Origin of the sequence: Cypionkella sp., assembly GCF_034376685.1 — a bacterium.
In the GTDB taxonomy this organism is placed as follows: Bacteria; Pseudomonadota; Alphaproteobacteria; order Rhodobacterales; family Rhodobacteraceae; genus Cypionkella.
This window is the reverse complement of sequence record NZ_JAXMJJ010000002.1, coordinates 15,575-41,116: the sequence shown is the minus strand read 5'-3', so window position 1 is coordinate 41,116 and position 25,542 is coordinate 15,575. Positions and strand designations below refer to the sequence as shown.

Genomic DNA, 25,542 nt, shown 5'->3' with positions numbered 1-25,542 from the left:
ACCTAGATGCGAAACAACGGCTGCAACAGCCTTGGAATCAACGCGTTAAACCGCAACGGCGCATCTGTTGCCGCCAGACAAATGCAAGCTTCTCCCGCCTCGGCCACCGGGGTATGTTCCAGCTCCTCGGTCGCGATCTCCACATCGCCCGGCCCGAAGCGGTCGGTGGCATCGCGAAACGCGCCCTGCAACACCAGCGTCAACTCGGTACCGCGATGGCCGTGATCCGGCACCGCTTGCCCCGCCGGGATATACAACAGCCGCGCCGTCGCGCCCTTGCCCGTCGGCAAAATCGCCTGGCGCACCCCCATCCCCAAGCTGCGCCATTTCACCTCAGCCAGACCACCGCCAATGTAGTCCGCCAATGGAGCCGGAAAATCACTGCGCCGCACCAACGGCTTGGAAACCACAGGCACACCCAACCGCGCCATCGCAGCTTCCAGCGCGCCATCCGCCATCGGCACCGCCGCGCTATCCATCACCGCCCCGCCCACAGCCTCGAACGTCGCCAGTTGCGCACGGCAGGTGTCGCACATCGAGATATGCGTGGCCACGACCAGCCCAAACGCTTCGGGCAGATTGCCCGCCGCATAAGCGATCAACAACGGGTCAGACAGGTGATGCCGGATACTCATTTCAATACCTCAACTCATGCTCTGGCGCAAACGGTCCAGCGCCAGCCGGATACGGGATTTGATCGTGCCGAGCGGCAGACCTGTCTCGGCCGCGATTTCCGAATGCGACAACTCGCCGTAAAATGCCCGCTGGATCAGCGCGCGCTGCTTTTCCGGCAAACCGGCCATCGCTGCCACCAGCCGCGCGGTTTCTTGCCCAGCCTCATAAACATCTGCCTGATCAGGCTCGACCTCGCCCCAATCCAACGCCTCCGGCTCCGGCCTGCGCGCGCGGCGGGCGACGTCAATGCGACGGTTGCGCGCGATGGTGAACACCCATGTCGCCACAGACGCCCGCGCCGGATCATACTGCGCCGCCTTGTTCCACAGCACCGCCATGACATCCTGCGCGCAATCTTCCGCCAAAGCCGCATCGGTGCCGGATTTCATCAAAAATCCCTTCACCCTTGGCGCAAAATGCTGAAACAGCGCCGCAAATGCAGCCCGATCCTGACGATCCCGGACGGCCAGCATCAGCGCCGTAAAGTCGATCTCGCCCTTGGTTTCGGTCACGCTGTTATTCACTCCACGCCGCACCACCCGCATCGGCGGCGACATAGGCCCATAGATGGGCGCGTGCAGGGCGAGGTCAAGCAACATGCAACTTTTACGCCGCAGCTTCGTATCTGGATCACAACAAAAGATGATCCATCCCCCACCCCGGCGCGTATCAATCAAAACACCAACACAGGACAGCCCATGCCCTTCGAGACTTTCGGCCAAGCGCCGCGCCGGATTGCCATCGTTGGTGGCGGCATCTCTGGCATGGCGGCGGCGCATCAGCTGGCTCCCGACAACGCCGTGGTGCTGTTTGAGGCCGAGCCGCGTCTGGGTGGCCATGCCCGCACCGTCTTGGCCGGAAAACGCGGCGATCAGCCGGTGGATACCGGCTTTATCGTCTTCAACAAGGTCAACTACCCGCATCTGCTGACGCTGTTCGAAAGCCTCAACGTCCCCATCGCCCCCAGCAACATGAGTTTCGGCGCCTCAATCAACGGTGGCCGCCTGCAATACGCCCTACGCGATCTCGACAGCCTGTTTGCGCAACGTCGAAACCTGCTGAGCCCTGCCTTCCTGCAGATGTGCCGCGATATCACCCATTTCAACAAGCACGCGGGCGCTCTTGCCAAAGACCCCGAGCTGACCATCGCCGACCTGCTGCACACCCTGCGCACTGGCCCCTATTTCCGCGATTACTATATCCTGCCCTTGTCGGGTGCGATCTGGTCCACGCCGCCGCAGGATATTCTGAACTTCCCGGCACAGGCGTTGATCTCATTTTTCCAAAACCACGCGTTGATGCAAATTTCTAATCAGCACCAGTGGTTTACCGTGCAAGGCGGCTCGGTCCAGTATGTCAGCCGCTTGTCAGCCTACCTGCAAAGTCACGGGGTCGATCTGCGGCTTGCCACCCCGGTCATCGGTATCCAACGTCTGCCCGAAGGCGTGCTTGTCCGCGCCAAGGGGGGCGAATGGGAGCTGTTTGACGATCTGATCCTCGCCACCCATTCCGACGATTCCCTCCGCCTGCTATCCGACCCGACCGAGGCCGAGACCGCCGCCCTGTCCGCCGTGCGCTATCAGCCCAATCAGGCCATACTGCACGCCGATGCCAGCCTGATGCCCAGCTTGCGCAAATGCTGGTCCAGTTGGGTCTATACCGAACCCAAGAATCCGCGTTCCGACAAGATCGACCTGACCTATTGGATGAACTCGCTGCAACCGATCCCGCAGAACGATCCGTTGTTTGTGACGCTGAATGCCAATCAGCCGATCCGGCAGGACTTGATCTATGATCAGGTCACGTTTCGCCATCCGGTGTATGATGGCGCTGCTCTGAAAGCGCAGCAAAAGGTCAAGGCGATGAACGGCCAACACAATACCTGGTTCTGCGGCGCATGGATGCGCAATGGATTTCACGAGGACGGCTTCGCCAGCGCGGTCGATGTGGTGCAGGCGATGCAGGCGCGGGCGCGCACAACATGAGCCGGGTCGAACATATTGCAGGCACCACCTTTCACGGTCGGCGTGGTGGTGTGGAAAACCGCTTTAACTACCGTGTCGACTATGTGTTGCTGAACCCCGATACCGCGCGCGGGCCCGCGCTGTTTTCCCGCAACCGCGGCAATCTGACAGCGCTGCATGATGTCGATCATGGCGGGCCGCCGAAACACGGGCGCGGTGTGGCATGGGTGCGGCAGGTGCTGGCAGAGCAGGGCTTGCCAGCGGCGTCAGAGGTTCTTCTGCTGGCGCAGCCCCGCGTGTTGGGCCATGTCTTCAACCCGGTGTCGTTCTGGTTGTGCAGCGATGCCAAGGGCTTGCGGGTGGTGATAGCCGAGGTGTCCAACACCTTTGGGCAGCGCCATTGCTACCTTTGCCACCGCGATGATCTGGCACCCCTGACCCGCGATGATACGGTGACGGCGCAGAAGATCTTCCATGTCTCGCCGTTTCAGCCCGTTGCGGGCGGCTACCGCTTTCGCTTTGATATCAGCGCCGAGAAAATCGGTATCTGGATCGACTACAGCGCGGGCGAAGGCAGTTTGATCGCCACGCTGACCGGGCCGCGGGCTCCGTTGACCAACCGGGCAATCCTGCGCGCCTGTCTGCGCCGTCCGTTCGGATCGCGCCGGGTGCTGGCGCTGATCCATTGGCAGGCGTTGAAATTGTGGTGGAAAGGCGCGCGCTACCGCAGCCCGCCTCTGCCGCCGCGCGATGAAATCTCACGCTAGGGGATGGCAATGCAACTCGCAGGCAAACGCTATTGGCTGGTCGGGGCGAGTGAGGGCCTTGGTCTGGCGCTGGCGCAGGCCATGGCGGCAGAGGGCGCGAAAGTGATCCTGTCGGCCCGTGATCCGGAGCGGCTGGCCGAGGCTTGCGGCAAGGTGCCTCGGGCGTCCGCCGTGGTGGTGGATGTGGCGGACAGGGCTTCCGTTGCGGCTGCGGTGGCGCAGATCGGCGCGGTGGATGGCGTGGTGTTTCTCGCCGGGGTCTACTGGCCGATGACGGCGCAAGCGGTGGATGCGGCGCAGTTGGAAGCGATGTGCGATGTGAATTTCACCGGCTGCGCGCGGGTTGTCGCGGCGGTGCTGCCTGCGATGGTCGCGCGTGGGGCGGGGCATCTGGTGATCACCGGGTCGTTGTCGGGGTTTCGCGGTTTGCCGGGCGCTTTGGGCTATGCGGCCAGCAAGGCGGGCGTGATGGCTTTGGCCGAAAGCCTTTATGCCGATTTGCGCGGCACCGGGATCAGGGTGCAACTGGCCAATCCGGGGTTTATCCGCACACGGCTGACCGCGAAGAATGATTTCTCGATGCCGTTCCTGATGGAGCCGGAACAGGCGGCGGCGCGGATGCTGAAGCTGATGAAATCGCGCCGCTTCAAGGCCAGTTTCCCAACCGTATTCTCATGGCTGTTCCGGGGGTCGCAGGTCTTGCCGGATTGGCTTTACTATCGGATTTTCGCGCCGAATAAGGTCAGATAATCGGGGAAAGTGTTAAGGCTTCCTTAAATCGGCATCTCAAGCTATTGAAATAAAACGATTGTAAAATGGTCCCAACTCGGGACCACGCCTTATCCCCGCGAAACCCGCGCCATGAAAAACCCGTCCATCCCACCAATATCGGCCCAATAATCCGGTCGCAGCCGCAGCCCACCTTCAGGCGTGATCCAACCCGGATCAATGCCCGCCAAATCAGGCCGCTCTACCCGCAATCCGGGGTGCCGCGCCAAAGCCGCAGTCAACTGAGCCTCCCCCTCATCCGGCAGCAACGAGCAGGTGCAAAACACCAACCGCCCGCCGGGTTTCAGGAACATCAAGGCGCGGTCAATGAGCGCCGCTTGCAGGCTGGTCAGTTCTGCCAGTTCAGTGCCGTCCTTCAGAAACGGCAGTTCCGGGTGGCGGCGAATAGTGCCAGTGGCCGAGCAGGGCGCATCCAGCAGCACCGCGTCAAACAGGTGATCTGGCTGCCAGTGCAGGGCATCGGCAATCACGATTTTCGCCTGCAACTTGGTGCGGGTGAGATTTTCGCGCAGTTTTTCCATCCGGGGCGCGGAAATATCCAAAGCGGTGACATGCGCCCCAGTGGCGGCGAGTTGCAAGGTCTTGCCCCCGGGGGCGGCGCAAAGATCAAGCATTTTCTCGCCCGGTTGTGCGGCGACCAAAGGCGCGGCCAAAGCCGCAGCAGCATCCTGCACCCACCAGTCACCCGTGGCGAAACCGGGCAGGGTCGAGACCTGGCCGGGTTCGGTCAGACGGAACGACCCGGTTGGCAGGACGGTGCCTTCGGGCAGGGTTGCGCCGCGCGAAGTGATGTCCAAGGGCGGCGCTTTCGCCTGAACCGTCTCAATCGCGCTGACGACCTCTCGCCCGTAAGCATGAACCAACGGCTGCCGCAGCCAGCGCGGCATCATCTGCGCGGGACCGGACAGCGGCGCACCTTCAGGGATTTTGCGCAGCACCGCGTTGATCAGACCGGCCATATGGGTGGTTTTCTGACCCTTGCGCGCCAGTTCCACGGCAGTATTGACCACCCCATGTGCGGCAGTGCCCTCGTGCAACTCGGTCACGGCCAGCCGCAGGATGTTCATCACCGCCAAGGGCGGGGCCTTGCGCAGATGCGGTTCCAGCAGGCGGTCCACAGGTTCCAAGAGGCGGATGACTTGCAAGGCAAGGCGTTGCGCGCGGGCACGGTCTTGCGGGCCGACACCCTTCAGCGCCCCCGCCTTGTTGGCCAGCACGACGGCCATCGTCTGACCCTCTTCCATGATCGCGGACAGAATTGCCAAGGTGGCGGCCCGTGCTGCCAAGCCTGCGTTTGCCTCTGCCATCTGCTCACCCTTGAGATTGTGTGGCTTGGCCGTATATCAACAAAGATGAAGCCGCAAGGAAACCGCGATGAGTGATCACCCCGAACTGCCCGCCGTCCCACTTCCCGTGGCCGAACTTCCGCCCGCAGCGCAGCGCGCCTTGGCCGAAGCAGAAGAGCGCCGCCGTCTGGCGGATCTGGTCGAGCGCCCGGTGGAATTGGGGGGGCGCAAAGGGCCGGAGCCTGTGCGCTATGGCGATTGGGAGAAGAAGGGGCTGGCGGTCGATTTCTGATCGGGCGTGAAAGTTGCTACGGATGGTTTGGGGGCCAGCCCCCCACGCCGGAGTATTTTTGCCAAGATGAAAGCAAGTTTTAGATGGATTTGCTGGGGAGTTTATATCCCCAGCACATCCATCATGTCGTAGCGACCCGGTTTCTGATTTTGGCCCCAAAGTGCTGCTTTCAGGGCCCCACGCACGAAGATGCTGCGATCCGTGGCAAGGTGGCGCAGGATGATCCGTTCGCCATCGGCGGCAAACATCACATCGTGCTCGCCGACAATATCGCCGCCGCGAATGGCGGAAAAGCCGATATCACCGCGATTGCGTGCGCCGGTGATGCCATCACGGCCCGAGACTTTCGCCTGATCGAAGTCAACGCCACGGCCTTCGGCGGCGGCATGACCCAGCATCAGCGCGGTGCCAGAGGGGGCGTCGACCTTCATGCGGTGGTGGGATTCGATGATTTCGATGTCCCAATCTTCATCGAGGGCGGCGGCGACTTTCTGCGTCAAGCGGGTGAGCAAGTTGACGCCAAGGCTCATGTTGCCAGCCTGGATGATCACGGCATGATGGGCGGCCAGATCGAGTTTGGTGTGGTGTTGCGGTTCCAACCCGGTGGTGCCGACGACATGCACGGCGCGGGCTTGAGCGGCGAGGCCGGCGAATTCGACCGATGCTACGGGCGCGGTGAAGTCGATCACGGCCTGCGAGATCGCGAAGGCTTCCAGCGGATCGTCGGTGACTTTGACGCCAAGGGCGGGGCCACCCATGCAGATGCCAATATCCTGACCAATCCAGGCGTGACCGGGGCGCTCGATACAGCCGACAAGGGTGGCGGTGGGGTGGGCGGCGATGCCTTTGACCAGCATCTGACCCATGCGGCCTGAGGCTCCGGTGACGGTGATGCCGGGGGTGTTGGTCATGGGGTGCCTCGCGTTTTGGCAGGGTTTAGCGGTTTTGGCGGCGGCGTGAAAGCCCGCCGTTGCGGGCCGGGGCGGATTGGCGTAAACGGCGGCATGGCAAACACACGTTCTTATTCGGCCAAGGGGCCTTCGCAGCGTCAACTTCGGGTTGGCGAATTGATCCGGCGCACGCTGTCGGAGATTTTGGCACGCGGCGATGTGCATGATCCGGTCTTGAACGACATGTCGATCACGGTGGGCGAGGTTTCGGTCTCGGTCGATCTGAAAGTGGCGACGGTTTACGTCATGCCGCTGATGGGCGGAGCGACGGTGGAGCAGGCGATTGCCGCACTTGCGAAGAACGCATGGGAGTTGCGCAAGCGGGTCTCGGCGGAGATGACCTTGCGGCATTCGCCCGAGTTGCGCTTCCGTCCCGATGATACCTTTGATCGGCTGGAAGAGGCGCGGCGGCTGTTTGCCGACCCCAAGGTGCAGGCAGATATTGCCAAGCCGGATGATGCCGATTCGGCTGACAAGCCCGCTGGGGCTGCGGAATAACCATGTGGCGGCTGGCAGTTGTGCTGGCAGTTTGGGCGGGACACGCTGCGGCGGGCTGCCGAGACATGGCGTTTGAGGGCGCTTCTTATACCATTTGCGAGGTGACGGCGGAGCAAGATGTTCGGCTGTTTCATTCCGGGCCTGAGGGGGCTTTGGGCAGTTTCGCGGCGGTGGATCAGGTGATAGAGCCACAGGGTTTGCGTCTGGATTTCGCGATGAACGCCGGCATGTATCACCGCGATCTGGCACCGGTGGGGCTGTATGTTGAGGATGGCGCGCGGGCGACGCCACTGGTGACACGGGCGGGGCCGGGGAATTTTGGGCTGGTGCCGAACGGGGTGTTCTGTGTCGGTGACAGGCTGCGGGTGATCGAGACTTTGGCGTTTGAGGCTTCGCGCCCTGACTGCCGCTACGCGACGCAATCGGGGCCGATGCTGGTGATTGGCGGCAAGCTGCATCCGAAGTTTTTGGCCGATTCGGATTCGCTCAATATCCGCAATGGCGTCGGCGTCACGGCGGATGGCAGTCGGGCAGTGTTTGCGATTTCCAATCAGGCGGTGAATTTCTATGCCTTCGCGCGGTTGTTCCGGGATGGTCTGGATCTGCCGGAGGCGCTGTACTTTGATGGCTCGATCTCGCGGCTGTATGACCATGACAGTGGGCGGCACGATGCTGGCTTTCCGATGGGGCCAATGGTGGGCGTGGTGGTTCCGCGTTGACCTCTGCTGTGGCGAGGGCTATCGGGCGGGCTTTGGCAGGAGATCACGATGGCGCGCGGCAAAAAGGGTAGGGCGGTTTCGGGCTGGCTCGTGGTGGACAAGCCTGCCGGGATCACCTCAACCGCCGTGGTCAACAAGGTGAAATGGGCGATGGACGCGCAGAAGGCGGGCCATGCGGGCACGCTGGACCCGGCAGCGACCGGGGTGCTGGCGATTGCGCTGGGCGAGGCCACCAAGACGGTGCCTTATGTGACGGACGCGCTGAAATGCTACCGTTTCATGGTCAATCTGGGGGCGGCGACGACGACGGATGACGCGGAAGGTTCGGTGATTTCTGTGTCTGAGGCGCGGCCTTCGGACGGTGAGATTGAAGCGGCGCTGGTGGCGTTTCGCGGCGATATTCAACAGGTGCCGCCGCAGTTTTCCGCCGTGAAGGTCGATGGCGAGCGGGCCTATGATCTGGCACGCGAGGGCGAGGCGATGGATCTGGCGGCGCGGCCCCTGTGGGTGGAGCGGTTGGAGATTTTGTCGCGGCCTTCAGTGGATCAGGTGGAGTTGGAGATGGTCTGCGGCAAGGGCGGTTATGTCCGCTCGATTGCCCGTGATCTGGGGGCGGCGTTGGGCTGTCTGGGACATGTGGCGTGGCTGCGGCGGGAGTGGTCGGGGCCGTTTACTGCGGCGGAGGGGATTTCTCTGGAGCAGATTGATGCGCTGGCGAAGACGGCGGAGTTGGATGCGTTTTTGAAACCGCTGGAGTTGGGGCTGGCGGATCTGCCGGAACTGCCCTGCACGCCGGAGGGGGCGGCGCGGTTGAAGAACGGCAATCCGGGGATGGTTCTGGCGTCTTCGGTTGGCTACGGCGATGAGGCTTGGGCCAGCTATCAGGGGCGGGCTGTGGCGGTGGGGATTTATAAATCCGGTGAGTTGCATCCGAGCCGGGTGTTTAACTGATTTGCTGTGGTCCCCGCGTGGACCGATATGATTGTATAACAATATCAATATGTTGATTTTTCGCGTTCAGAAAGTGTTAAGCTTTGGAACGGCGTGCTGGCTTGCGCGTTTGAGCCTCCGGCGGGAGTATTTTGAAAAAAGCAATGCGGGGCCGTGTTGTGTTTCGGGCGGTTTGGCGCAAGGTTTGCAGCGTTGGGTTGAGGGGCGGATGAATGATAACGCGGCGGTTCCTGAAGGGGGATGCGGAGAGCGTGGCAGTGTATTCGCCTTGCGAGGCGTATCGCTATGCTCTGACGCGGGAATGGCAGCCGGGAGGACGGAAGGCGTTGTTTGTGATGCTGAATCCGTCAACCGCGACCGAGGTGCAGAATGATCCGACGGTGGAGCGCTGTGAGCGTCGGGCGCGGGCTTTGGGATTTGGCGCGTTTCGGGTGGCGAATATCTTTGCTTACCGCGCCACCGACCCGAAGGTGATGCGGGCGCAGTTTGATCCGGTGGGGCCGCTGAATGATCGGGCGATTGCCGAAGGTGCGGCTTGGGCGGATCAGGTGATCTGCGGCTGGGGCGCGCATGGCGCACATCTGGCACGGGGTGATGCTGTGGCGGCGTTGCTGCGCGGCACGGGACTGCCGTTGTATCATCTGGGGCTGACGCTGGCGGGAGCGCCGAAGCACCCGCTGTATATTGGCTATGCCATGCAGCCGGAGCTGTGGACCTAGGCGGCTTGCAGCGTGATGCTCTCCAGATCAAGGCCCTGTAGCGCGTGCAGATTGGCCAACGGCACGCCATCGAGCAGCACTGTGGTGCCAGAGGCCGAGGTTTCAAGCGTCAGCTGCGGGTCGGGGTGCAGGGCTGCATCATACATCACCAGCAGGGAATCTTCTTGCGGGTTGAAATCGGTGATCTGCATCGGCGGATCATTCAGCCCAATGTCGAGCAGTTGGAAGGCATCGGCACCCGCACCGCCGTTGCCGTAATCGCCCGCACCGAGCATCAGCGTATCATCGCCCGCGCCGCCGTTGAGAAAATCGACCGTCGTGTCAGCCTCGGCTTCGGACTGGCCCCAGAGAATGTCATCGCCCGTGCCGCCGTCGAGCGTGTCGCTGCCTGCCCCGCCTGCCAGCAGGTCATTGCCCGCCCCGCCATTCAGCGCGTCGTTTCCGTTGTCGCCTGACAGGCTGTCCTGGCCTTCGCCGCCGATGAGACTGTCATCGCCGTCACCGGCCGACAGGCTGTCGTCGCCGTCACAGCCCGCCAATGTATCGGCGTCGCCGCCGCCATCCAGACTGTCATTGCCCGCATCGCCATAGAGCAGATCAGCACCCGCGCCGCCGATCAAGTTGTCATCACCCAGGCCGCCATGCAGCGCATCGTCGCCGTCGCCGCCATCGAGGCTGTCATTGCCCGCATATCCGGTCAGCGCATCATCGCCACCCTTGCCACTGATGGTATCATTGCCCGCATCGCCGCCCAGCATATTGGCGAGATCATCGCTATCAAGCCAGAGATCTTCGGGCGTAGGTGTGACCGCATCACTGGACGAGATGACGCCGTCTTGTTCGGGGTTTTCGCCTTCTTGCGGATCGTCCGGCGGGCTGCTGTCGCGCGTGGCTAGCATATGGAAGATGTTGTTCGCATCGTCGAGGTGCTGGCTTTCATCGGCCTCTTCGTCTTCGTCCGAGGCGTTTTGCGTGGGGGTCAGAGAATCGACCATGACGCCGGCGAACACCGCCCCGAGCAGACCAAGCAAACCAAACATGACGACAACCTCCGACAACGGGGAACAGGTGGCGTTAACCTTTTGTTAACCATGATCCCCGTTAACCTATTGGCTTCATGGGATATTTCATGATTCAATCTATCACGAAGTCTTCTGTGGTTCAAAAACTGTTTGCGGTTGCAGGTGTGAATAATCCGGCATTGGTTAAGAAAATCTGCGGGTGCTTCGGGCAGGGGCTGGCTGCGAATCGGCTTTCCTTTGCGCCAAAACCCCCCTATACGCGCGCATCCGTCAGTGATGGCGGTGTCATTGGCCCTGCTGGACGACATCCCGGCTTGTGCCGCAACCCTCTTAACAGGAGATCCCGATGTCGATCACCGTCGAAGAAAAAGCCCGTCTTATCAAAGAATACGCGACCAAAGAACACGACACCGGCTCGCCGGAAGTTCAGGTTGCTATTCTGTCGTCGCGTATCGCTACGCTGACCGAGCACTTCAAAACCCACAAGAAAGACAACCACTCGCGCCGCGGTCTGCTGATGCAGGTTGCTCAGCGTCGTAAGCTGTTGGACTATCTGAAGGCCAAAGACGAAGCCCGTTACGCTTCGCTGATCGCACGCCTCGGCCTGCGTCGCTAAGCTTTTTGCTTAGGTTTTGTTGGAACGCCCGTGGTGCAAGCTGCGGGCGTTTGGCTTTGGTGTGCCTATTCTGGGCGATACTTGCCGATTTCACGTCTTAGCCACTCGGCCTTGTCGTTGGCGTAGAGTTGGTTGCCGAATTGCAGGGTTGCTGCTGTCCAATACCATCCGAAAAACCAAGGGATGATAAGCATCAGCAAGCAAAAACACATTGCCCCGATAAGCAACGAGAGTGCTCCGTAGAGCCAGACTGGCAGAGCCAGCGATCCTGCTGCAATGAGCAAAAATTGGAATGGCAAAGTCGGCAAACAAGCGACGAAAAACCAAAATCCGCAAGTTACGCCGATTGGAAAAATTGCAAGCCGAGGCGCGCGCATGGCCATTTCTAGAGCGTATAGCTCGCTAAGAAGCCGACGCTGACGCAGCCATCTGAACCAGATTTTGGCACCTTCGAAGCGGCTCACCGCAGCTTTTGCCCTGCCACAAAGGCTTGCATGTTGAAGGGCTGTGCGGGCCCGGAGGCTAGGCCAGCTTCGATCAACGCTTGCAGTTCGGACTTGGCGATCTGCCGGGCTTGGGCGCGGGGGTTGGGGTTTGCGGTGGCTTTCATCGCGCAAAGCTGCCGCCGTTGGCAAAGTTTGTCAACTGCCACTCCCCCTTCCCAAACCGCCACTTTTCCTGTAAACGCGCGCAATCTGCGATATGAGGCCTGCCCCCGGCCGCATGCATCAGGATAGGGGGCGGCGGCAATGGGGCCGCTATGCAAACGGGAGACACGACAGGGGTCGTGGGTGCTCTCATACAGGGAACGATAGATGTTCAACGTGACTAAAAAATCAATCCAGTGGGGCGAAGAAACGCTGACGCTGGAATCGGGCAAGGTTGCCCGTCAGGCTGACGGCTCGGTGATCGCCACTTTGGGTGAAACCAGCGTCATGGCCAACGTGACTTATGCGCGCGCGCCGAAACCGGGGCAGGATTTCTTCCCGCTGACCGTGCATTACCAAGAGAAATACTACGCCGCTGGGAAAATTCCGGGCGGCTTTTTCAAACGCGAAGCACGGCCCAGTGAGAAAGAGACGCTGACCTCGCGTCTGATCGACCGCCCGTGCCGCCCGCTGTTTGTCGAAGGCTTCAAGAACGAAGTTCTGGTGATGGCAACCGTGCTGAGCCATGACCTTGAGAATGACCCGGATATCGTTGCGATGATCGCTGTTTCGGCGGCTTTGACGATTTCTGGCGTGCCGTTCATGGGGCCGATTGGCGCGGCTCGCGTTGGTTTCTCGGGTGGTGAATACAAGCTGAACCCGTCGGTTGATGACATGCATCAGCTGCGCAACAACCCGGATCAGCGTTTGGATCTGGTCATCGCCGGCACCAAAGACGCCGTGATGATGGTGGAATCGGAAGCTTACGAGCTGACCGAAGAAGAAATGCTGGGTGCTGTGAAATTCGGCCATGCAGCGATGCAGCCGGTGATTGATCTGATCATCGACTTTGCCGAAGATTGCGCCAAAGAGCCGTTCGACTTCCATGCGCCGGATTATTCGGACCTCTATGGTCGGGTGAAAGCGGCGGGCGAAACCCAGATGCGTGCGGCTTTCGCTATTCGTGACAAGCAAGAACGTACCTCGGCGATTTCGGCGGCGGTTACGGCGATCAAGGGCGTGCTTTCGGCAGAAGATCTGGCCGACGCGAACCTTGGCTCGGCGATCAAAAAGCTGGAAGCCTCGATCCTGCGCGGCGACATCATCAACGGTGGCGCGCGGATTGACGGGCGTGACAACAAGACCGTGCGTCCGATCGTGTCGGAAACCGGGATTCTGCCGCGCACCCATGGATCGGCTTTGTTCACCCGTGGCGAGACTCAAGGTCTGGTTGTGACCACTTTGGGCACCGGCGAAGATGAGCAGATCATCGACGCTTTGCATGGCAATTCGCGCTCGAACTTCCTGCTGCACTATAACTTCCCTCCCTATTCGGTGGGCGAAGTGGGTCGCGTGGGTTCGCCCGGCCGTCGTGAGATTGGTCATGGCAAACTGGCATGGCGCGCGTTGCAGGCTGTTCTGCCTGCCTCGACCGACTTCCCCTACACCATCCGTTTGGTGTCGGAGATCACGGAATCGAACGGCTCGTCTTCGATGGCTTCGGTCTGCGGTGGCTCTTTGTCGATGATGGACGCGGGCGTTCCGCTGAAGTCGCCGGTGGCTGGCGTCGCGATGGGTCTTATCCTGGAAGACGATGGCCGCTTTGCTGTTCTGACCGATATCCTGGGTGATGAAGATCACTTGGGCGATATGGACTTCAAGGTTGCAGGCACCGCCAACGGCATCACCACGATGCAGATGGATATCAAGGTGGCTGGCATCACGCCGGAGATCATGGCGCAGGCTTTGGCGCAGGCCAAAGACGGGCGTTTGCATATCCTTGGTGAGATGAACAAGGCACTGTCGGCTCCGCAAGGTTTCTCGGAATACGCTCCGAAAATCGAAACCCTGCAAATCCCGACCGACAAAATCCGCGAAGTGATCGGCTCGGGCGGCAAAGTGATCCGTGAGATCGTGGAACTGTCGGGCGCGAAAGTGGACATCAACGACGACGGCATCATCAAGATCGCCTCGTCGGATGCGGCGTCGATCAAGAAGGCCTATGACATGATCTGGTCGATCGTGGCAGAGCCGGAAGAAGGCCAAGTTTACACCGGCAAAGTGGTGAAACTGGTCGATTTCGGCGCGTTCGTGAACTTCTTCGGCAAGCGTGACGGTCTGGTGCACGTGTCTCAGATCGCCAACAAGCGCCTGAACCACCCGAATGAAATCCTGAAAGAAGGCCAAGAAGTGAAGGTCAAGCTTTTGGGCTTTGACGATCGCGGCAAGGTCCGTCTGGGCATGAAGATGGTCGATCAGGAAACTGGTCTGGAAATCACCGAGACCAAAGACGAAGCTGCAGAAGCGTAAGCCTTAACCAAGATTGCGACGGGCAGGCATTGCGCCTGCCCGTCGCGCAAATATTTGCCAATGTAAGCCTCAGCATCGGCCAGGATGTGCCGAGAAATTGCTGTGTGCATTGCTTGTGTCGTGTGTCCGTGATGCTTAGGTCATGAGAATTAAGACGAAAGTTTTGAGTGGCGCATATGGGTTGGTTTCGTAAACTAAAGACGCACCTGCGGGTCAGCCGTGCGATCCGCGAGTTTGAAACCCGCAGCGCTGCCCACCGTCCGCATAGGCTGTCAAAGCCGCTCTATGTGTCGCTGACAAGCTATCCCGCGCGTTTTGATGTTTTGCACCTGACTCTGCGCGGACTTTTGACGCAAACCGTTCAGCCGGATGCGGTGGTGCTGTGGGTGGCTGAGGCCGATATGGCGGCACTACCGGCCCCGGTTTTGTCGATGCAGTCAGACCGTCTTCAGATCCGGCCGACTTCGGATACGCGGTCTTACAAAAAGATCATCCCTTTGCTGGCCGAGCAGCCGGATGTCTACATCGTTACGGCGGACGATGACGTCTATTATCGCGCAACTTGGCTGGAAGATCTGGTGCGCGCGACGATGCAGCATCCGGGGCAAGTGCTGGCGCACCGGGCGCATCGCATCACCTACACGCCGGATGGCGCGATGAAATCATACGAAGACTGGGATCTGGATATCGGACGCGCAATTGCCAGCGGCAATGTCCTTGGGCGCTCCAGTGTGGGGGGCAATATCTTTGCAACGGGGGCGGGCGGGGTTCTGTATCCACCCGGCAGCCTTCATCCTGATACGGTGCGCACCGATCTGTTCACGCAACTTGCACCCTATTCCGACGATGTCTGGCTGTACTGGATGGCGCGCCGACAAGGCGCGATTGTGCGTCATCTCGGGCCGCGCTTTCGGGTGCTGGAATGGCCGGGATCACAGGACCAAAGCCTGCGGGCGCACAACCGCGGCAAGATCGGCGAGAACGGCAATGACGTTGCGATTGCTGCGATGACCGAGCGTTTCGGCTTGCCCTGATGTAAACGAGTAGGTTTGCGCGCACGCCGAGATCGTTTGTTAAATCAAAGCTTTGGCTTTCATTTAACCGTAGTTACCCCAAACAAAGAGTTTGAAAATGCCCCCTCTCTGGGTTGTTAAGCGCGAATTGCGCAGGACACTGGATCAAGTTAAATTTCCGTTTCTGATGGCGAGCGCCCCTGTCCTACGTATGATGCACGACCGCAGCAAATCGCGCACCAGCCGTATCACCCCAGGTGCACAGGTGCGCGGGCCAAAGGTTGTGGTGTTTCTGCTGTATCAGCCCAAAGGCTTACTGCCGTCGACCTTTGAAACCTGCCGTCATCTTGCAGCGAAGGGCTTTAGCTGTCTGATCGTCTCGAACGCGGCGCTGTCTGATGAAGATCGCGTGGCATTGGCACCCTATTGCTTTCAGATGCTGGAGCGCCGGAACTTTGGCTATGATTTCGGCGGCTATCGCGACGGCATTCTGCATCTGTTGGAAACACCAGAACCGATTGAGCGTTTGCTGGTGCTGAATGATTCCGTCTGGTTTCCGACGTTGGCTAGTGAAGATTTTCTGGACCATGTTTTAACGCAACCCACTGATATTTATGGGGCTATTTTGACGCAGCCAAAGCGTCGGGGCAAGCCAGCGCACCTGCAATCCTACGCATTTTCTTTTAAGGGGAAGATTGTTCAAAGCCCGAATTTCCTAAAGTATTGGAGAGAACTATCCATTTCCAGCAATCGGAAATGGACGATTTCCCAATGCGAATGCAAAATGACGAGCTATTTTAGCAATTTAGGTTTTAGCGTTGGCGCGAGATGGAGTTCTGATCAGTTTTTCACATCTCTTATTGATTTAAACGATGATAAACTAGCAGCACTTCTGCAGTTGAATGCAGATTTGAAAGAGGGGCGCGATAAAGTGGTTTCGCCGATACTTGCGCGTCGTAATGAACCGGATTGGCGTGCAGCGGCTTTGGCCTACGCGCATTCGACGGACTTTCGAAACTTTTTGCAGCTGCACCCCGCGTTGCAAGAAGCGATGAATTTCCCCTTCGTTAAAAAGTCGTTCGAGCAGCGTTTTTGCATGCACCGCTCGATTTATGCGCAAGTCCTGAGTGACCGCTGCGATCCCGTTATGTTGGCGGAAATCGCCAACTGGGATCGCAAAACGGCGGCGTGAGACTTACTTCGGCTGCTTCGCAAACCGCAGATACGGCAGTTTGATATCCAGCGCGCCGAATTTCTCAGTGGCCTGTTCGTTGTTCAGGCTTAGCGCCACGATCACATCCTGACCGGGCTGCCAGTTGGCGGGGGTGGCAATCGGCACGCCGTCGGTGGCTTGCACGGCATCCAAAGCCCGCAGAATCTCGGCAAAGTTGCGGCCGACGGACATCGGGTAGGTCATCGACAGGCGGACCTTTTTATCCGGCCCGATGATATAGACCGTGCGGACCGTGGCCGTGTTGGCGGGGGTGCGGCCCTCTGTCGGCAGGTAGTAATCGGCGGGCAGCATGTCGAAGGCCTTGGCGACGGTCAGGCTGGTGTCGTCGATGATTGGGAAATCGGCGGGCGCGCCGCCAAAAGCCTCAATATCGCGCTTCCATTTGCCGTGATCGGCCACCGAATCGACCGAGACGCCGATCACCTTGGTGTTGCGCTTGGCCCATTCCTGGGCGAGTTGGGCGACTGCGCCGAACTCGGTGGTGCAGACCGGGGTGAAATCGCGCGGGTGGCTGAAGATGATCGCATAACCGCCCGCCAGCCAATCGTGGAAATGGATGGTTCCAGCGGTGGATTCGGCGGTGAAATCGGGGGCTACGTCATTGATGCGGATAGACATGGTTTCTCCTGCGGCTGTCTGATGACCTTCATGTAAGCGATTTGGAACGGAATTTCACTATGCCGCGTCGATTTGCAGTCAGAAGGGAAAGAAATTCTGTCTGTCCGGGGTCGGTGTGGAAAGTTGCCTTGGTTTGGCCGCCCTGTTTCGCGACATTCTTTGTCGGGGTTGTGCTTGTGCGGTCGGATGTGTGCTGCCATAATATGATCAAATTCAGGAGGCTGGCATGATCATCAAGCGTGATTTCTACATCAATGGTAATTGGGTCGCCCCCATCACCCCGCGCGATTGCGAGGTGATTGACCCATCCACCGAGGAGCCCTGCGCAATCATCTCTCTGGGCTCGGAAGCTGACACCAACGCGGCGGTGGCGGCGGCGAAAGCGGCGTTTCCGGCTTGGGCGGCCACCGCGCCTGCGGTGCGGCGTGAGGTTGTGGTGAAGATTTTGCAGCAATATGAGCTGCGCCTGGAAGAGCTGGCATATGCCATCGCGATTGAAATGGGCGCGCCGATTGATATGGCCCGCAGCAGCCAGGCGCCCTGCCTGCCGTGGCATGCGACGAACTTCCTGACGGCGTTTGACGCGCTGGAATGGGTGCGCCCTCTGGGGCCGCACGCGCCGAACGACCGGATTGCGCTGGAGCCGATTGGCGTGGTGGGCCTGATCACGCCGTGGAACTGGCCGATGAACCAGATCGCGTTGAAGGTTATCCCGGCGATATTGGCGGGCTGCACTTGCGTGCTGAAACCGTCCGAGGAAAGCCCGCTAAACGCGATTCTGTTTGCGGAATTCTGCCATGATGCCGGGGTGCCTCCGGGTGTGTTCAACTTGGTGAACGGTGATGGCGTGGGGGTCGGCTCGGTTCTGTCGGCGCACCCGGATGTCGAGATGATTTCATTCACCGGATCGACGCGCGCGGGGCGGGCGATTTCTGCCGCAGCGGCGGAGACGTTGAAACGCGTGACGCTGGAATTGGGCGGCAAAGGCGCCAACCTGATCTTCGCTGATGCCGATGACAAAGCGGTGGAGCGTGGCGTTCGTCACATGATGAACAACTCGGGCCAAAGCTGCAACGCCCCCAGCCGGATGCTGGTGGAGCGTCCGATTTATGACCGCGCGGTAGAGATTGCGGCGCAGGTGGCGGATTCGATCAAGGTTGGTTCGGCGCATGATGCGGGCAAGCATATCGGGCCGGTGGTGAACAAACGCCAATGGGACCAAATTCAGGGCTATATCCAGAAAGGCATCGACGAAGGCGCTCGGCTGGTCGCTGGCGGGCCGGGTCTGCCAGAGGGGTTCAATCGCGGCTACTACGTCAAGCCGACGGTGTTCGCCGATGTGGTGCCGGGGATGACGATTGAAAAGGAAGAGATTTTCGGACCGGTGCTGTCGATCATTCCTTTCGATACCGAAGCGGATGCGCTGCGTATCGCCAATGATACCCCCTATGGATTGACGAACTATGTGCAATCCAGCGACGGCGCGCGGCGCAACCGGATGGCGCGGGGCTTGCGCTCGGGTATGGTCGAGATGAACGGCAAATCGCGTGGCGCGGGGTCGCCGTTTGGCGGGGTGAAAGCCTCGGGTCGGGCGCGCGAGGGCGGGCATTGGGGGCTGGAAGAATTCCTGGAGGTCAAGGCGATCTCGGGTTGGGATTCTGATCTGGCCTGAGATTGCTTCCGGCATGAAACGTCGCCGCATCGTCGGCGGCGTTTTGCATTTCCGAGTTTGAATCGGAAACTTGACACATGTGTCGATTCGGGTTTTGCTGTGAATAGCCACAGCAGGAGCCACCATGACCTCGCATCCCCGCTTGCTTTCGCCGTTGCCGCTGCGCGGCCAGACCCTGCGCAATCGCATCGTTTTTGGGGCGCACACCAATAATATGGCGGATCAGGGCCTGCCGGGCGCCCGGATGGAGGGCTATTTTCTGGAGCGCGCCTTGGGCGGGGCGGGGATGATTGTGACCGAGCCTGTGCCCGCGCATCGCACGGGTGTGCTGACGCGCGGAAACATGCTGCACGAGTCAGATGAGATTATTCCGCATTTTCAGCGCATTACCGAAAAGGTTAAAGACGCGGGCGCGGTGATCTGTCAGCAGATTTACCATGTCGGCGCGCATGGCGATTCTGACCTGAGCTTTGCGCCGCATTGGTCGCCTTCGGGCGGGCCGTCGTATCACGACAGCGATGGCTCGCATAAAATGACCGAGGCAGAGATTGAGGAACTGTTGGCGGCGCATCTGGCGGCGGCGGTGCGGGCGCAGAAATCGGGGTTTCAAGGGGTTGAACTTTGGGCGGCTTACCATTCACTGCTGGATCAGTTCTGGACGCCGTGGTCGAACCAACGCGATGATAAATGGGGTGGTTCGCTGGAGAACCGGACGCGTTTTTCGCGGATTTTGATGGAAAATATCAGGCGCGCCTGTGGCGAAGATTTCATCATTGGCATGGCGGTCAGCTATTCCACCGCCTATTCAGCGACGCTTTCTGCGGAAAACATGTGTGAAATCATCGCTTTGCATGATGCGACGGGGCATCTCGATTACGTCACTGTGGGGGCGGGCAGTTATCTGGAGTTCGACGCGATCATCCCGCCATTTACCCATGGCGAAAAGCTGACAACACCACTGACAGCACAGCTGAAAGCGCTGGCAACGCACGCAAAAATCACATCCGAGGCCGGAGTGCGCACGCCGGAGAATGGCGAGCAGATCATAGCCTCGGGCGAGGCTGATCTGGTGTCCATTGTGCGCGGGCAGATTGCTGACCCGCATCTGGCGCGGAAGGCCACGGAAGGCCGCGCCGAGGATATTCGCGGCTGTATTTCGTGCAATCAGATGTGCTGGGGCCGGCGCAGCCGGGATTATTGGATTTCCTGCTTGGTTAATCCATCGGTGGGGCGTGAGTTTGAATGGGGCGGGGATCGGTTTACGCAGGCCGTTGCGGCGAAATCTTTGCTGGTTGTGGGGGCTGGTCCGGCCGGGCTAGAGGCGGCACGGGCGGCGGCAGAACGCGGCTACCGTGTCGAAATCGTCGAGGCTTTGCCGGTGATCGGCGGGCAGTTCCGGCTTGCCGGGATGCAGCCGCGCCGCGCGCAGATCCTGGAGTTGATGGATTGGTATGAGCGGCAGTTTCTGAAGCTGGGCGTTACCCTGCGACTGAACACCTATCTGGACGTGGATGACATTGCTGCCCATCCGGCGGATGTGGTGGTGCTGGCGACCGGATCCTTGCCAGATGAAAAAGCTTTCCAACGCTGGTTACCGCATCTAGAAAGCTTGCCGGGGTTGGAGTTGGGCGGCGTGTGTTCGCCCGAAGAGGTGATGCGACGCGAGGCCCGGTTGGGGGATGCGGTGATCGTTTACGATGAGGGCTCGAACTGGCGCGGGGTTGGCACTGCCTGGGCCTTGGCCGAGGCGGGCAAGCAGGTGACAATTGTGACGCCGGAGGCTTTTGTTGGCAAAGAAATCGCCCGAACGGCTGCGGATGGCGCGGCGCGGCGTCGGATGGCGAAGCTGGGGGTGGTGTTCAAGACCGAAGCCTGCATCGCGCGCTGGCATGGTAATGGCGCGACAGTGATCAATCTGCTGACCGGCGAGGAGGAGATTCTCGCCGCCTCGGGTCTGGTGATGGCAACGACAAACCGGGCGTTTGATCCGTTCCCCGAAGATTTCGCGGGCAAACAGACGCTGCGGATCGGCGATTGCGTAGCCCCCCGGCTTGCCGCCTATGCGTTTCACGAAGGCCGCAAGCTGGCGCTTAACCTTTAGCCTACGCGGGCAAAACTGTTCGCCGAAGACAGCGCCCACGCGTCGCGGAAATGCGGCGAGGACGCGGGGTCAGCAAGCAGTTGGCCGGGTTTAAGCTGCTCATATTGCTCGGCAAATGAGATCACCTTGTCGGACGAGGCGCGGCGCTGAAAATGGTGCGGGCGCAATTCTTCGGGGTGGGAAAGCCCTGCGGCAGCGACGAGTTCCGCCAAAGCATGCAGGGTGTTGTGGTGGAAATTGGCGACTCGTTCCGCCTTGTCCGGCACCACGATGGCGCGCTGGCGGGCGGGGTCTTGCGAGGTGACGCCGGTGGGGCACAGCCCGGTATGGCAAGACTGCGCCTGAATGCAGCCGACCGCAAACATGAAGCCGCGCGCGGCATTGCACCAATCTGCCCCGAGTGCCATCACCTTGGCCATATCGAAGGCCGAGGTGATCTTGCCGGAGGCCCCGATCTTGATTTTGTCGCGCAACCCGACACCAATCAACGCGTTGTGTGCAAAGGACAATCCATCGCGCAGGGGCATGCCGACATGATCCATGAACTCCAACGGAGCAGCGCCAGTGCCGCCTTCCTTGCCGTCGATCACGATGAAATCCGGGGTGATCCCAGTTTCCAGCATCGCCTTGCAGATCGCCATGAACTCCCACGGGTGGCCGATACACAGCTTGAACCCGGCGGGTTTTCCGCCCGACAGGTCACGCATACGGGCGACAAACTCCAACAGGCCAGCGGGGGTGGAAAACTCGGAATGGCTGGCGGGCGAGACGCAATCTTGCCCCATCGGCACGCCGCGGATCATCGAGATTTCTTCGCTGATTTTCGCCGCAGGCAACACCCCGCCATGACCGGGTTTCGCCCCCTGCGACAGCTTCAGTTCGACCATTTTGATCTGCGGATCAGCAGAAGCCTCGGCAAACAGCGTCGCATCAAAGCCGCCTGCCAGATTGCGCGCACCGAAATAACCCGAGCCGAGTTCCCACACCAGATCTCCGCCAAATTCGCGGTGATAGGGTGAAACGCCACCCTCGCCGGTGTCATGGAAGAAGCCCCCTGCTTTTGCACCTTTGTTCAAGGCACGGATAGCATTGGCAGAAAGCGCACCGTAGCTCATCGCGGAGATGTTCAAAAGCGAGGCTGCATAGGCGCGCGGGCCGTTGCCAACCGTGACCCGCAAGGCATCAATCGGCGTTGTGGGTTTGGGCGCAATCGAGTGGTGCAGCCATTCATACTGTTCTTGATACACGTCATACATCGTGCCGAACGGGCGTTTATCCAGCTCTTTCTTGGCACGCTGATAGACGATGGCGCGTTTGTCGCGCGGGAAAGGCGCGCCGTCTTTCTCACCCTCAAAGAAATACTGTCGCAGTTCGGGGCGGGTATCTTCCAGAATGAAGCGCATATGCGCCACGATCGGGTAATTGCGCAGGATGGCATGGCGGGTTTGAAAAAGATCATAGACCCCCAAAGCCACCAAGCCCAGCATGATCAGCGCCAGCAACTCCAGCACATCGGCATAGGCCAGCCAGCGCTGGCTCAGGGCGGCAAAGATAACGGCAAGCACGACACACAGCGTCATCGCAGAATAGCGAGGCTCGAACGGATAGCGCAGAAATTGCATTATGATCCTTTGGGCAGCACTTTGACTGCCATCTAACGCCGTATAAATTTCGGTCAGGTTAACGCCGGAATGTCACAAAGTCTTGTCACATTAAAATGGGATTGGCGCGCTGAAAGTGATCCAGTCTTTGGTCTCGGGGTGGTGCAGCGACAGGCTTTCAGCGTGCAGCATCAGCCGAGGAAAATCGCGCGCCATTCCCGTGGCATAGATTGGATCACCCAAGATCGGGCAGCCCTGCGCCAGCATATGCACACGCAACTGATGGCTGCGTCCGGTCAAAGGAAACAGCCGGACGCGGGTGGTCTCTGGCCCGCGCGATATCACATGCCAATCGGTCTGCGCGGGACGACCGTGGGTGTGGTCTACCATCTGGCGTGGACGGTTTGGCCAATCGGCGCACAGCGGCAGGTCGATATGGCCCTGATCTGGCGTTAATGCCCCATAAACTTCTGCGATGTAGGTTTTCTTGGCGCGCCGCTTTTCAAATTCCTGTCCCAGAAAGCCTTGCGCTTGTTTGGTGCGGGCAAAGATCATCACGCCAGAGGTGTCACAATCCAGACGATGCACCAGTAAAGTATCCCAATGCGCCGCTTGCAAGCGGCTGACGAGGCAATCCTCGCGGCCTTCCAGCTTGCCGGGTACCGACAACAGGCCCGCAGGCTTGTTCACCATGATGATTTGCGCATCTTGGTACAGGATATCCAGCGGCACATCGGGGGGATTGTAGATAAAATCCGGGATCATACGATGCTGTGGCCTGCGGCTTTCAGGCTGGCGGCAAGATGGCGGATATGGGCGGGGCCAACCTCGCAGCAGCCGCCGACGATGGTGGCCCCAAGGGCGATCCATTCCATCACGAAAGCGGTGTACTTCTCGGGGGATAGGTCGTGGCGATGGGTGTAGTCGGGTGCCGCAACGGCGTCGGGCAGCGGCAGGCTGGAGATTTCGCTGAAGCCATTGGCATAGGCGCCAAAAGGCAGGCCCATTTGCGACAACTCGCGCAGGGCGGCCAGCATCGCCTCGGGCATTGAGCAATTTGCCAGCACGGCGGCGGTGGGGTGTTCGGCGATCAGATCGCGCAACCCGGCAATCGGCTCGCCCGAGCGCAGGCGGCTGCCGTCGCGATCATGCACCGAAACCGACAGCCACACGGGCAGGCCCGCCGCCTGTGCGCCCTGCAAAGCGCCGCGCGCGAGGTCCAGCGAGGACATGGTTTCCAGCAGGATCACGTCGACATGCGGGGCCAAGATGCGCGCCTTTTCGGCGTAAAGTGGGGCGGAAACCGAAACGGGCGGGGTCAGATCGGGGCGATAGGATTCGCCCAACGGCCCCATAGACCCGGCGATCATCCCGCGCCCGGCTTGGGCTTTTGCCTCATGTGCTTCCATCAAGGCCCGCAGATGCAGGGCGTGATAGAGTGCGTCAAGGCCAACGCCCTCCAGCCGATCATGCAGGATGTTATAGGTGTTGGTGGTGGCCACCGACGCGCCTGCAGCGAAGTAATCGTCGTGGATGGCTTTCACCAGACCGGGATGGTCGATCATCACCCGCGTGGCCCACAGCGGGGTGGGTTCATCGCCCGAGCGCGCGACCAGTTCCTGGCCCATACCGCCATCGAGAAGGGTAATCTGCATCATTCACTCCGTGATCAATTTCGCCGCCAGACCGGCAAACAGCACCGCCGCCACTTTGTTCAGCAGGCCCATGCGTGCGCCAATAGCATGGCCCGCGCGCCCTGCCAAATAGCCATACCCGACGGTGATCAGGGTGCCAGTAAGCCCGAAGATCGTGCCGAGCAGAAGAATCTGCATCCATACCGGGCCGAGGCTGGGGTTTACGAATTGTGGCAGGAAGGCCAGCATGAACAGGATCGGTTTGGGGTTCAGCATGTTGGTCAAAGCGCCCTTGCGGAAGGCCGCCCAACCGGTGCGCTGGCCTTTGCCGGGGGTAATTTCGCCGTTGTCTCGCCAGGATTTCCAAGCGATATAAAGCAGATAAGCGGCCCCTGCGTATTTGATTGCAGACAGCGCCTCAGGGTTGGCTGCGATCAGCGCCGAGAGGCCAAGCGCTGATAACGCCACATGCCACAGGGCACCAAGGCCGACGCCAAGCCCCGCCATCACCCCTGCACGCGGGCCACCCTGGGTGCCCGAGGCGGTGGCGAAGAACACATCTTGCCCGGGTGTCAGATTCACCACCAAGCCGCCTCCGATGAAAGCGAGCAGGTTGTGCAGGCCGATGCCGGTGATGATATCCCACATGGCGCCTCCGGGTTAAGACGTTGGAATGTCGTAGTAATCGCCTTTGTCCTCAAGGCACCAATGCTGAGTGATTTGCAGCCCAGTCGCCCCCTCCAGCGTGCCTGCGGCGATGCTGATCCGGTCCTCGCCGACAGGTTCCCAAAACAGGCTGGAGCCGCAAATGCCGCAAAATCCGCGTCGCGCTTGCGGCGAGGATTGAAACCAGCGCAGGCCCGCGCTTTCGGTCAGCCGGAAACGATCCAACGGGACGGAAGTTGCCGCCCAGAAATGCCCCGAGGTTTTGCGGCATTGCGAGCAATGGCAGGCAAACACGTCGCGCAGCGGCGCATCAGCCTCAAACCGCACTTGCCCGCAGAGACAACCGCCCTTCATTGCGCATCCCTGAAAACTTCTGCCAACAGCGGCACCAGCCAATCCTCATCGGCTTTGGTGAAGGCGGCGGGGGTGTTGCTGTCGATGTCCAAAACGCCCAGCAGCTTGCCCGCACCGTTCCAGACCGGCAACACCAGTTCGGATTTGGTCGATGTCGCGCAGGCGATATGGCCGGGAAAGGCATCGACATCCGGCACATTCTGCACCTGGCCCGTGCGGGCGCAGGCCCCACAGACACCGCGTGAAAACGGGATGACAAGACAGCCGTGGCCACCTTGATAGGGACCGATTTTCAACAGGTTAGGCGCGGTCACCCGGTAGAACCCCGTCCAATCGGCGAAGGGATGAGCGTGGTGCAATTCGCACGCGACGGTGGCCATCAGCGCCACGGTATCGGTTTCGCCATGCGTCAGCGCGCGGATGCTATCGGTGATGTGCTGCATA

28 protein-coding genes are annotated in these 25,542 nt (G+C 60.2%); 14 read left to right on the top strand and 14 right to left on the bottom strand.

All coding sequences use genetic code 11. The annotated features are described in order from the left end of the window. Positions 1-2 precede the first annotated feature (2 nt). Positions 3-635, bottom strand: coding sequence for a ChrR family anti-sigma-E factor (locus U1A24_RS00265; protein ID WP_322319988.1), 633 nt, complete (start codon positions 633-635; stop codon positions 3-5). Positions 636-644: 9 nt separating this feature from the next. Continuing rightward, positions 645-1,220, bottom strand: coding sequence for a sigma-70 family RNA polymerase sigma factor (locus U1A24_RS00260; RefSeq protein ID WP_322320142.1), 576 nt, complete (start codon positions 1,218-1,220; stop codon positions 645-647). 153 nt (positions 1,221-1,373) lie between these two features. Here U1A24_RS00260 and U1A24_RS00255 point away from each other — a divergent pair, with 153 nt between their 5' ends. From U1A24_RS00255 to U1A24_RS00245, 3 genes are read left to right on the top strand one after another with little or no spacing between them, the layout of a single operon-like run. Beyond that, on the top strand, positions 1,374-2,660 hold the full coding sequence (locus U1A24_RS00255; RefSeq protein WP_322319987.1) for an NAD(P)/FAD-dependent oxidoreductase: 1,287 nt from the start codon (positions 1,374-1,376) through the stop codon (positions 2,658-2,660). Beyond that, complete coding sequence (locus U1A24_RS00250; protein ID WP_322319986.1) at positions 2,657-3,406, top strand: DUF1365 domain-containing protein; 750 nt, start codon at positions 2,657-2,659, stop codon at positions 3,404-3,406. The genes U1A24_RS00255 and U1A24_RS00250 overlap by 4 nt, the downstream gene beginning before the upstream one ends. 9 nt (positions 3,407-3,415) lie before the next feature. Next, positions 3,416-4,156, top strand: coding sequence for an SDR family NAD(P)-dependent oxidoreductase (locus tag U1A24_RS00245; protein WP_322319985.1), 741 nt, complete (start codon positions 3,416-3,418; stop codon positions 4,154-4,156). 89 nt (positions 4,157-4,245) lie between these two features. Here the strand turns inward: U1A24_RS00245 and U1A24_RS00240 are convergent, their stop codons facing one another. After that, positions 4,246-5,502: an RsmB/NOP family class I SAM-dependent RNA methyltransferase gene (locus tag U1A24_RS00240; RefSeq protein WP_322319984.1), complete on the bottom strand. Its 1,257-nt coding sequence runs from the start codon at positions 5,500-5,502 to the stop codon at positions 4,246-4,248. Positions 5,503-5,569: 67 nt separating this feature from the next. On the opposite strand from U1A24_RS00240, the gene U1A24_RS00235 reads away from it, so the two are divergent. After that, on the top strand, positions 5,570-5,773 hold the full coding sequence (locus U1A24_RS00235) for a DUF1674 domain-containing protein (RefSeq protein ID WP_322319983.1): 204 nt from the start codon (positions 5,570-5,572) through the stop codon (positions 5,771-5,773). A gap of 101 nt (positions 5,774-5,874) precedes the next feature. Here U1A24_RS00235 and dapB read toward each other — a convergent pair whose 3' ends face one another. Continuing rightward, positions 5,875-6,684, bottom strand: a complete 810-nt coding sequence (gene dapB, locus U1A24_RS00230) for a 4-hydroxy-tetrahydrodipicolinate reductase (RefSeq protein WP_322319982.1) — start codon at positions 6,682-6,684, stop codon at positions 5,875-5,877. Positions 6,685-6,777: 93 nt separating this feature from the next. Between dapB and rbfA the strand changes: the two genes are divergently transcribed. The 4 genes from rbfA to U1A24_RS00210 all read left to right on the top strand — a co-directional run bounded on the left by rbfA (position 6,778) and on the right by U1A24_RS00210 (position 9,610). After that, positions 6,778-7,221, top strand: coding sequence for a 30S ribosome-binding factor RbfA (rbfA, locus tag U1A24_RS00225; RefSeq protein ID WP_322319981.1), 444 nt, complete (start codon positions 6,778-6,780; stop codon positions 7,219-7,221). Positions 7,222-7,223: 2 nt separating this feature from the next. After that, complete coding sequence (locus tag U1A24_RS00220; RefSeq protein WP_322319980.1) at positions 7,224-7,940, top strand: phosphodiester glycosidase family protein; 717 nt, start codon at positions 7,224-7,226, stop codon at positions 7,938-7,940. Positions 7,941-7,988: 48 nt separating this feature from the next. Further along, positions 7,989-8,891 carry a tRNA pseudouridine(55) synthase TruB gene (truB, locus tag U1A24_RS00215; RefSeq protein WP_322319979.1) on the top strand — a complete coding sequence of 301 codons (903 nt, stop codon included), beginning with the start codon at positions 7,989-7,991 and terminating at the stop codon, positions 8,889-8,891. A gap of 212 nt (positions 8,892-9,103) precedes the next feature. Beyond that, the gene (locus tag U1A24_RS00210) at positions 9,104-9,610 is read left to right on the top strand and encodes a DUF1643 domain-containing protein (RefSeq protein WP_322319978.1); all 507 of its coding nucleotides are present in this window, start codon (positions 9,104-9,106) and stop codon (positions 9,608-9,610) included. On the opposite strand, the gene U1A24_RS00205 is transcribed toward U1A24_RS00210, so the two are convergent. Next, positions 9,607-10,650 carry a calcium-binding protein gene (locus U1A24_RS00205; RefSeq protein ID WP_322319977.1) on the bottom strand — a complete coding sequence of 348 codons (1,044 nt, stop codon included), beginning with the start codon at positions 10,648-10,650 and terminating at the stop codon, positions 9,607-9,609. The two genes, U1A24_RS00210 and U1A24_RS00205, sit on opposite strands and share 4 nt — an antisense overlap. 328 nt (positions 10,651-10,978) lie before the next feature. Here U1A24_RS00205 and rpsO point away from each other — a divergent pair, with 328 nt between their 5' ends. Further along, positions 10,979-11,248 carry a 30S ribosomal protein S15 gene (rpsO, locus tag U1A24_RS00200; protein ID WP_054008307.1) on the top strand — a complete coding sequence of 90 codons (270 nt, stop codon included), beginning with the start codon at positions 10,979-10,981 and terminating at the stop codon, positions 11,246-11,248. 65 nt (positions 11,249-11,313) lie between these two features. Here rpsO and U1A24_RS00195 read toward each other — a convergent pair whose 3' ends face one another. Next, positions 11,314-11,712: a hypothetical protein gene (locus U1A24_RS00195; protein WP_322319976.1), complete on the bottom strand. Its 399-nt coding sequence runs from the start codon at positions 11,710-11,712 to the stop codon at positions 11,314-11,316. Then, positions 11,709-11,858 (bottom strand): hypothetical protein, encoded by a 150-nt coding sequence (locus U1A24_RS00190; protein ID WP_322319975.1) that lies wholly within the window; start codon positions 11,856-11,858, stop codon positions 11,709-11,711. The genes U1A24_RS00195 and U1A24_RS00190 overlap by 4 nt, the downstream gene beginning before the upstream one ends. A 205-nt stretch (positions 11,859-12,063) precedes the next feature. Here U1A24_RS00190 and pnp point away from each other — a divergent pair, with 205 nt between their 5' ends. The 3 genes from pnp to U1A24_RS00175 all read left to right on the top strand — a co-directional run bounded on the left by pnp (position 12,064) and on the right by U1A24_RS00175 (position 16,410). After that, the gene (gene pnp / locus U1A24_RS00185) at positions 12,064-14,205 is read left to right on the top strand and encodes a polyribonucleotide nucleotidyltransferase (protein ID WP_322319974.1); all 2,142 of its coding nucleotides are present in this window, start codon (positions 12,064-12,066) and stop codon (positions 14,203-14,205) included. Positions 14,206-14,381: 176 nt separating this feature from the next. Further along, on the top strand, positions 14,382-15,239 hold the full coding sequence (locus tag U1A24_RS00180; RefSeq protein WP_322319973.1) for a glycosyltransferase family 2 protein: 858 nt from the start codon (positions 14,382-14,384) through the stop codon (positions 15,237-15,239). 97 nt (positions 15,240-15,336) lie between these two features. Beyond that, positions 15,337-16,410 (top strand): rhamnan synthesis F family protein, encoded by a 1,074-nt coding sequence (locus U1A24_RS00175; RefSeq protein WP_322319972.1) that lies wholly within the window; start codon positions 15,337-15,339, stop codon positions 16,408-16,410. A 3-nt stretch (positions 16,411-16,413) separates the two neighbouring features. Here the strand turns inward: U1A24_RS00175 and U1A24_RS00170 are convergent, their stop codons facing one another. Continuing rightward, positions 16,414-17,070 carry a peroxiredoxin gene (locus U1A24_RS00170; protein WP_322319971.1) on the bottom strand — a complete coding sequence of 219 codons (657 nt, stop codon included), beginning with the start codon at positions 17,068-17,070 and terminating at the stop codon, positions 16,414-16,416. A 226-nt stretch (positions 17,071-17,296) separates the two neighbouring features. On the opposite strand from U1A24_RS00170, the gene U1A24_RS00165 reads away from it, so the two are divergent. Beyond that, complete coding sequence (locus U1A24_RS00165; protein ID WP_322319970.1) at positions 17,297-18,742, top strand: aldehyde dehydrogenase family protein; 1,446 nt, start codon at positions 17,297-17,299, stop codon at positions 18,740-18,742. Between the two features lie 124 nt (positions 18,743-18,866). After that, positions 18,867-20,843 carry an FAD-dependent oxidoreductase gene (locus tag U1A24_RS00160; protein WP_322319969.1) on the top strand — a complete coding sequence of 659 codons (1,977 nt, stop codon included), beginning with the start codon at positions 18,867-18,869 and terminating at the stop codon, positions 20,841-20,843. On the opposite strand, the gene U1A24_RS00155 is transcribed toward U1A24_RS00160, so the two are convergent. The 6 genes from U1A24_RS00155 to U1A24_RS00130 form a co-directional block, all read right to left on the bottom strand. Then, a complete protein-coding gene (locus U1A24_RS00155; RefSeq protein ID WP_322319968.1) occupies positions 20,840-22,465 on the bottom strand; it encodes an FMN-binding glutamate synthase family protein in 1,626 nt (541 codons plus the stop codon). The two genes, U1A24_RS00160 and U1A24_RS00155, sit on opposite strands and share 4 nt — an antisense overlap. Before the next feature lie 90 nt (positions 22,466-22,555). Continuing rightward, positions 22,556-23,209, bottom strand: a complete 654-nt coding sequence (locus tag U1A24_RS00150; protein WP_322319967.1) for an RluA family pseudouridine synthase — start codon at positions 23,207-23,209, stop codon at positions 22,556-22,558. Next, positions 23,206-24,099 carry a homocysteine S-methyltransferase family protein gene (locus tag U1A24_RS00145; protein WP_322319966.1) on the bottom strand — a complete coding sequence of 298 codons (894 nt, stop codon included), beginning with the start codon at positions 24,097-24,099 and terminating at the stop codon, positions 23,206-23,208. Before U1A24_RS00145 ends, U1A24_RS00150 begins: the two co-directional genes overlap by 4 nt. A gap of 3 nt (positions 24,100-24,102) precedes the next feature. Continuing rightward, positions 24,103-24,726, bottom strand: coding sequence for a LysE family translocator (locus U1A24_RS00140; protein ID WP_322319965.1), 624 nt, complete (start codon positions 24,724-24,726; stop codon positions 24,103-24,105). A gap of 12 nt (positions 24,727-24,738) precedes the next feature. Beyond that, a complete protein-coding gene (locus U1A24_RS00135; protein ID WP_322319964.1) occupies positions 24,739-25,098 on the bottom strand; it encodes a GFA family protein in 360 nt (119 codons plus the stop codon). After that, positions 25,095-25,541 (bottom strand): GAF domain-containing protein, encoded by a 447-nt coding sequence (locus tag U1A24_RS00130; RefSeq protein WP_322319963.1) that lies wholly within the window; start codon positions 25,539-25,541, stop codon positions 25,095-25,097. The genes U1A24_RS00135 and U1A24_RS00130 overlap by 4 nt, the downstream gene beginning before the upstream one ends. Position 25,542: the final 1 nt, after the last annotated feature.

What these genes read in the sequence shown, in the direction of transcription:
- U1A24_RS00135 (WP_322319964.1), bottom strand. Translation starts at nt 25,098, where the DNA reads ATGAAGGGCGGTTGTCTCTGCGGGCAAGTGCGGTTTGAGGCTGATGCG.
- U1A24_RS00130 (WP_322319963.1), bottom strand. Translation starts at nt 25,541, where the DNA reads ATGCAGCACATCACCGATAGCATCCGCGCGCTGACGCATGGCGAAACC.
- U1A24_RS00140 (WP_322319965.1), bottom strand. Translation starts at nt 24,726, where the DNA reads ATGTGGGATATCATCACCGGCATCGGCCTGCACAACCTGCTCGCTTTC.
- pnp (WP_322319974.1), top strand. Translation starts at nt 12,064, where the DNA reads ATGTTCAACGTGACTAAAAAATCAATCCAGTGGGGCGAAGAAACGCTG.
- U1A24_RS00255 (WP_322319987.1), top strand. Translation starts at nt 1,374, where the DNA reads ATGCCCTTCGAGACTTTCGGCCAAGCGCCGCGCCGGATTGCCATCGTT.
- U1A24_RS00175 (WP_322319972.1), top strand. Translation starts at nt 15,337, where the DNA reads ATGCCCCCTCTCTGGGTTGTTAAGCGCGAATTGCGCAGGACACTGGAT.
- U1A24_RS00205 (WP_322319977.1), bottom strand. Translation starts at nt 10,650, where the DNA reads ATGTTTGGTTTGCTTGGTCTGCTCGGGGCGGTGTTCGCCGGCGTCATG.
- U1A24_RS00150 (WP_322319967.1), bottom strand. Translation starts at nt 23,209, where the DNA reads ATGATCCCGGATTTTATCTACAATCCCCCCGATGTGCCGCTGGATATC.
- U1A24_RS00190 (WP_322319975.1), bottom strand. Translation starts at nt 11,858, where the DNA reads ATGAAAGCCACCGCAAACCCCAACCCCCGCGCCCAAGCCCGGCAGATC.
- U1A24_RS00145 (WP_322319966.1), bottom strand. Translation starts at nt 24,099, where the DNA reads ATGCAGATTACCCTTCTCGATGGCGGTATGGGCCAGGAACTGGTCGCG.
- dapB (WP_322319982.1), bottom strand. Translation starts at nt 6,684, where the DNA reads ATGACCAACACCCCCGGCATCACCGTCACCGGAGCCTCAGGCCGCATG.
- U1A24_RS00265 (WP_322319988.1), bottom strand. Translation starts at nt 635, where the DNA reads ATGAGTATCCGGCATCACCTGTCTGACCCGTTGTTGATCGCTTATGCG.
- U1A24_RS00180 (WP_322319973.1), top strand. Translation starts at nt 14,382, where the DNA reads ATGGGTTGGTTTCGTAAACTAAAGACGCACCTGCGGGTCAGCCGTGCG.
- U1A24_RS00220 (WP_322319980.1), top strand. Translation starts at nt 7,224, where the DNA reads ATGTGGCGGCTGGCAGTTGTGCTGGCAGTTTGGGCGGGACACGCTGCG.
- U1A24_RS00210 (WP_322319978.1), top strand. Translation starts at nt 9,104, where the DNA reads ATGATAACGCGGCGGTTCCTGAAGGGGGATGCGGAGAGCGTGGCAGTG.
- U1A24_RS00260 (WP_322320142.1), bottom strand. Translation starts at nt 1,220, where the DNA reads ATGCGGGTGGTGCGGCGTGGAGTGAATAACAGCGTGACCGAAACCAAG.
- truB (WP_322319979.1), top strand. Translation starts at nt 7,989, where the DNA reads ATGGCGCGCGGCAAAAAGGGTAGGGCGGTTTCGGGCTGGCTCGTGGTG.
- U1A24_RS00245 (WP_322319985.1), top strand. Translation starts at nt 3,416, where the DNA reads ATGCAACTCGCAGGCAAACGCTATTGGCTGGTCGGGGCGAGTGAGGGC.
- U1A24_RS00155 (WP_322319968.1), bottom strand. Translation starts at nt 22,465, where the DNA reads ATGCAATTTCTGCGCTATCCGTTCGAGCCTCGCTATTCTGCGATGACG.
- U1A24_RS00240 (WP_322319984.1), bottom strand. Translation starts at nt 5,502, where the DNA reads ATGGCAGAGGCAAACGCAGGCTTGGCAGCACGGGCCGCCACCTTGGCA.
- U1A24_RS00250 (WP_322319986.1), top strand. Translation starts at nt 2,657, where the DNA reads ATGAGCCGGGTCGAACATATTGCAGGCACCACCTTTCACGGTCGGCGT.
- U1A24_RS00170 (WP_322319971.1), bottom strand. Translation starts at nt 17,070, where the DNA reads ATGTCTATCCGCATCAATGACGTAGCCCCCGATTTCACCGCCGAATCC.
- rbfA (WP_322319981.1), top strand. Translation starts at nt 6,778, where the DNA reads ATGGCAAACACACGTTCTTATTCGGCCAAGGGGCCTTCGCAGCGTCAA.
- rpsO (WP_054008307.1), top strand. Translation starts at nt 10,979, where the DNA reads ATGTCGATCACCGTCGAAGAAAAAGCCCGTCTTATCAAAGAATACGCG.
- U1A24_RS00165 (WP_322319970.1), top strand. Translation starts at nt 17,297, where the DNA reads ATGATCATCAAGCGTGATTTCTACATCAATGGTAATTGGGTCGCCCCC.
- U1A24_RS00235 (WP_322319983.1), top strand. Translation starts at nt 5,570, where the DNA reads ATGAGTGATCACCCCGAACTGCCCGCCGTCCCACTTCCCGTGGCCGAA.
- U1A24_RS00160 (WP_322319969.1), top strand. Translation starts at nt 18,867, where the DNA reads ATGACCTCGCATCCCCGCTTGCTTTCGCCGTTGCCGCTGCGCGGCCAG.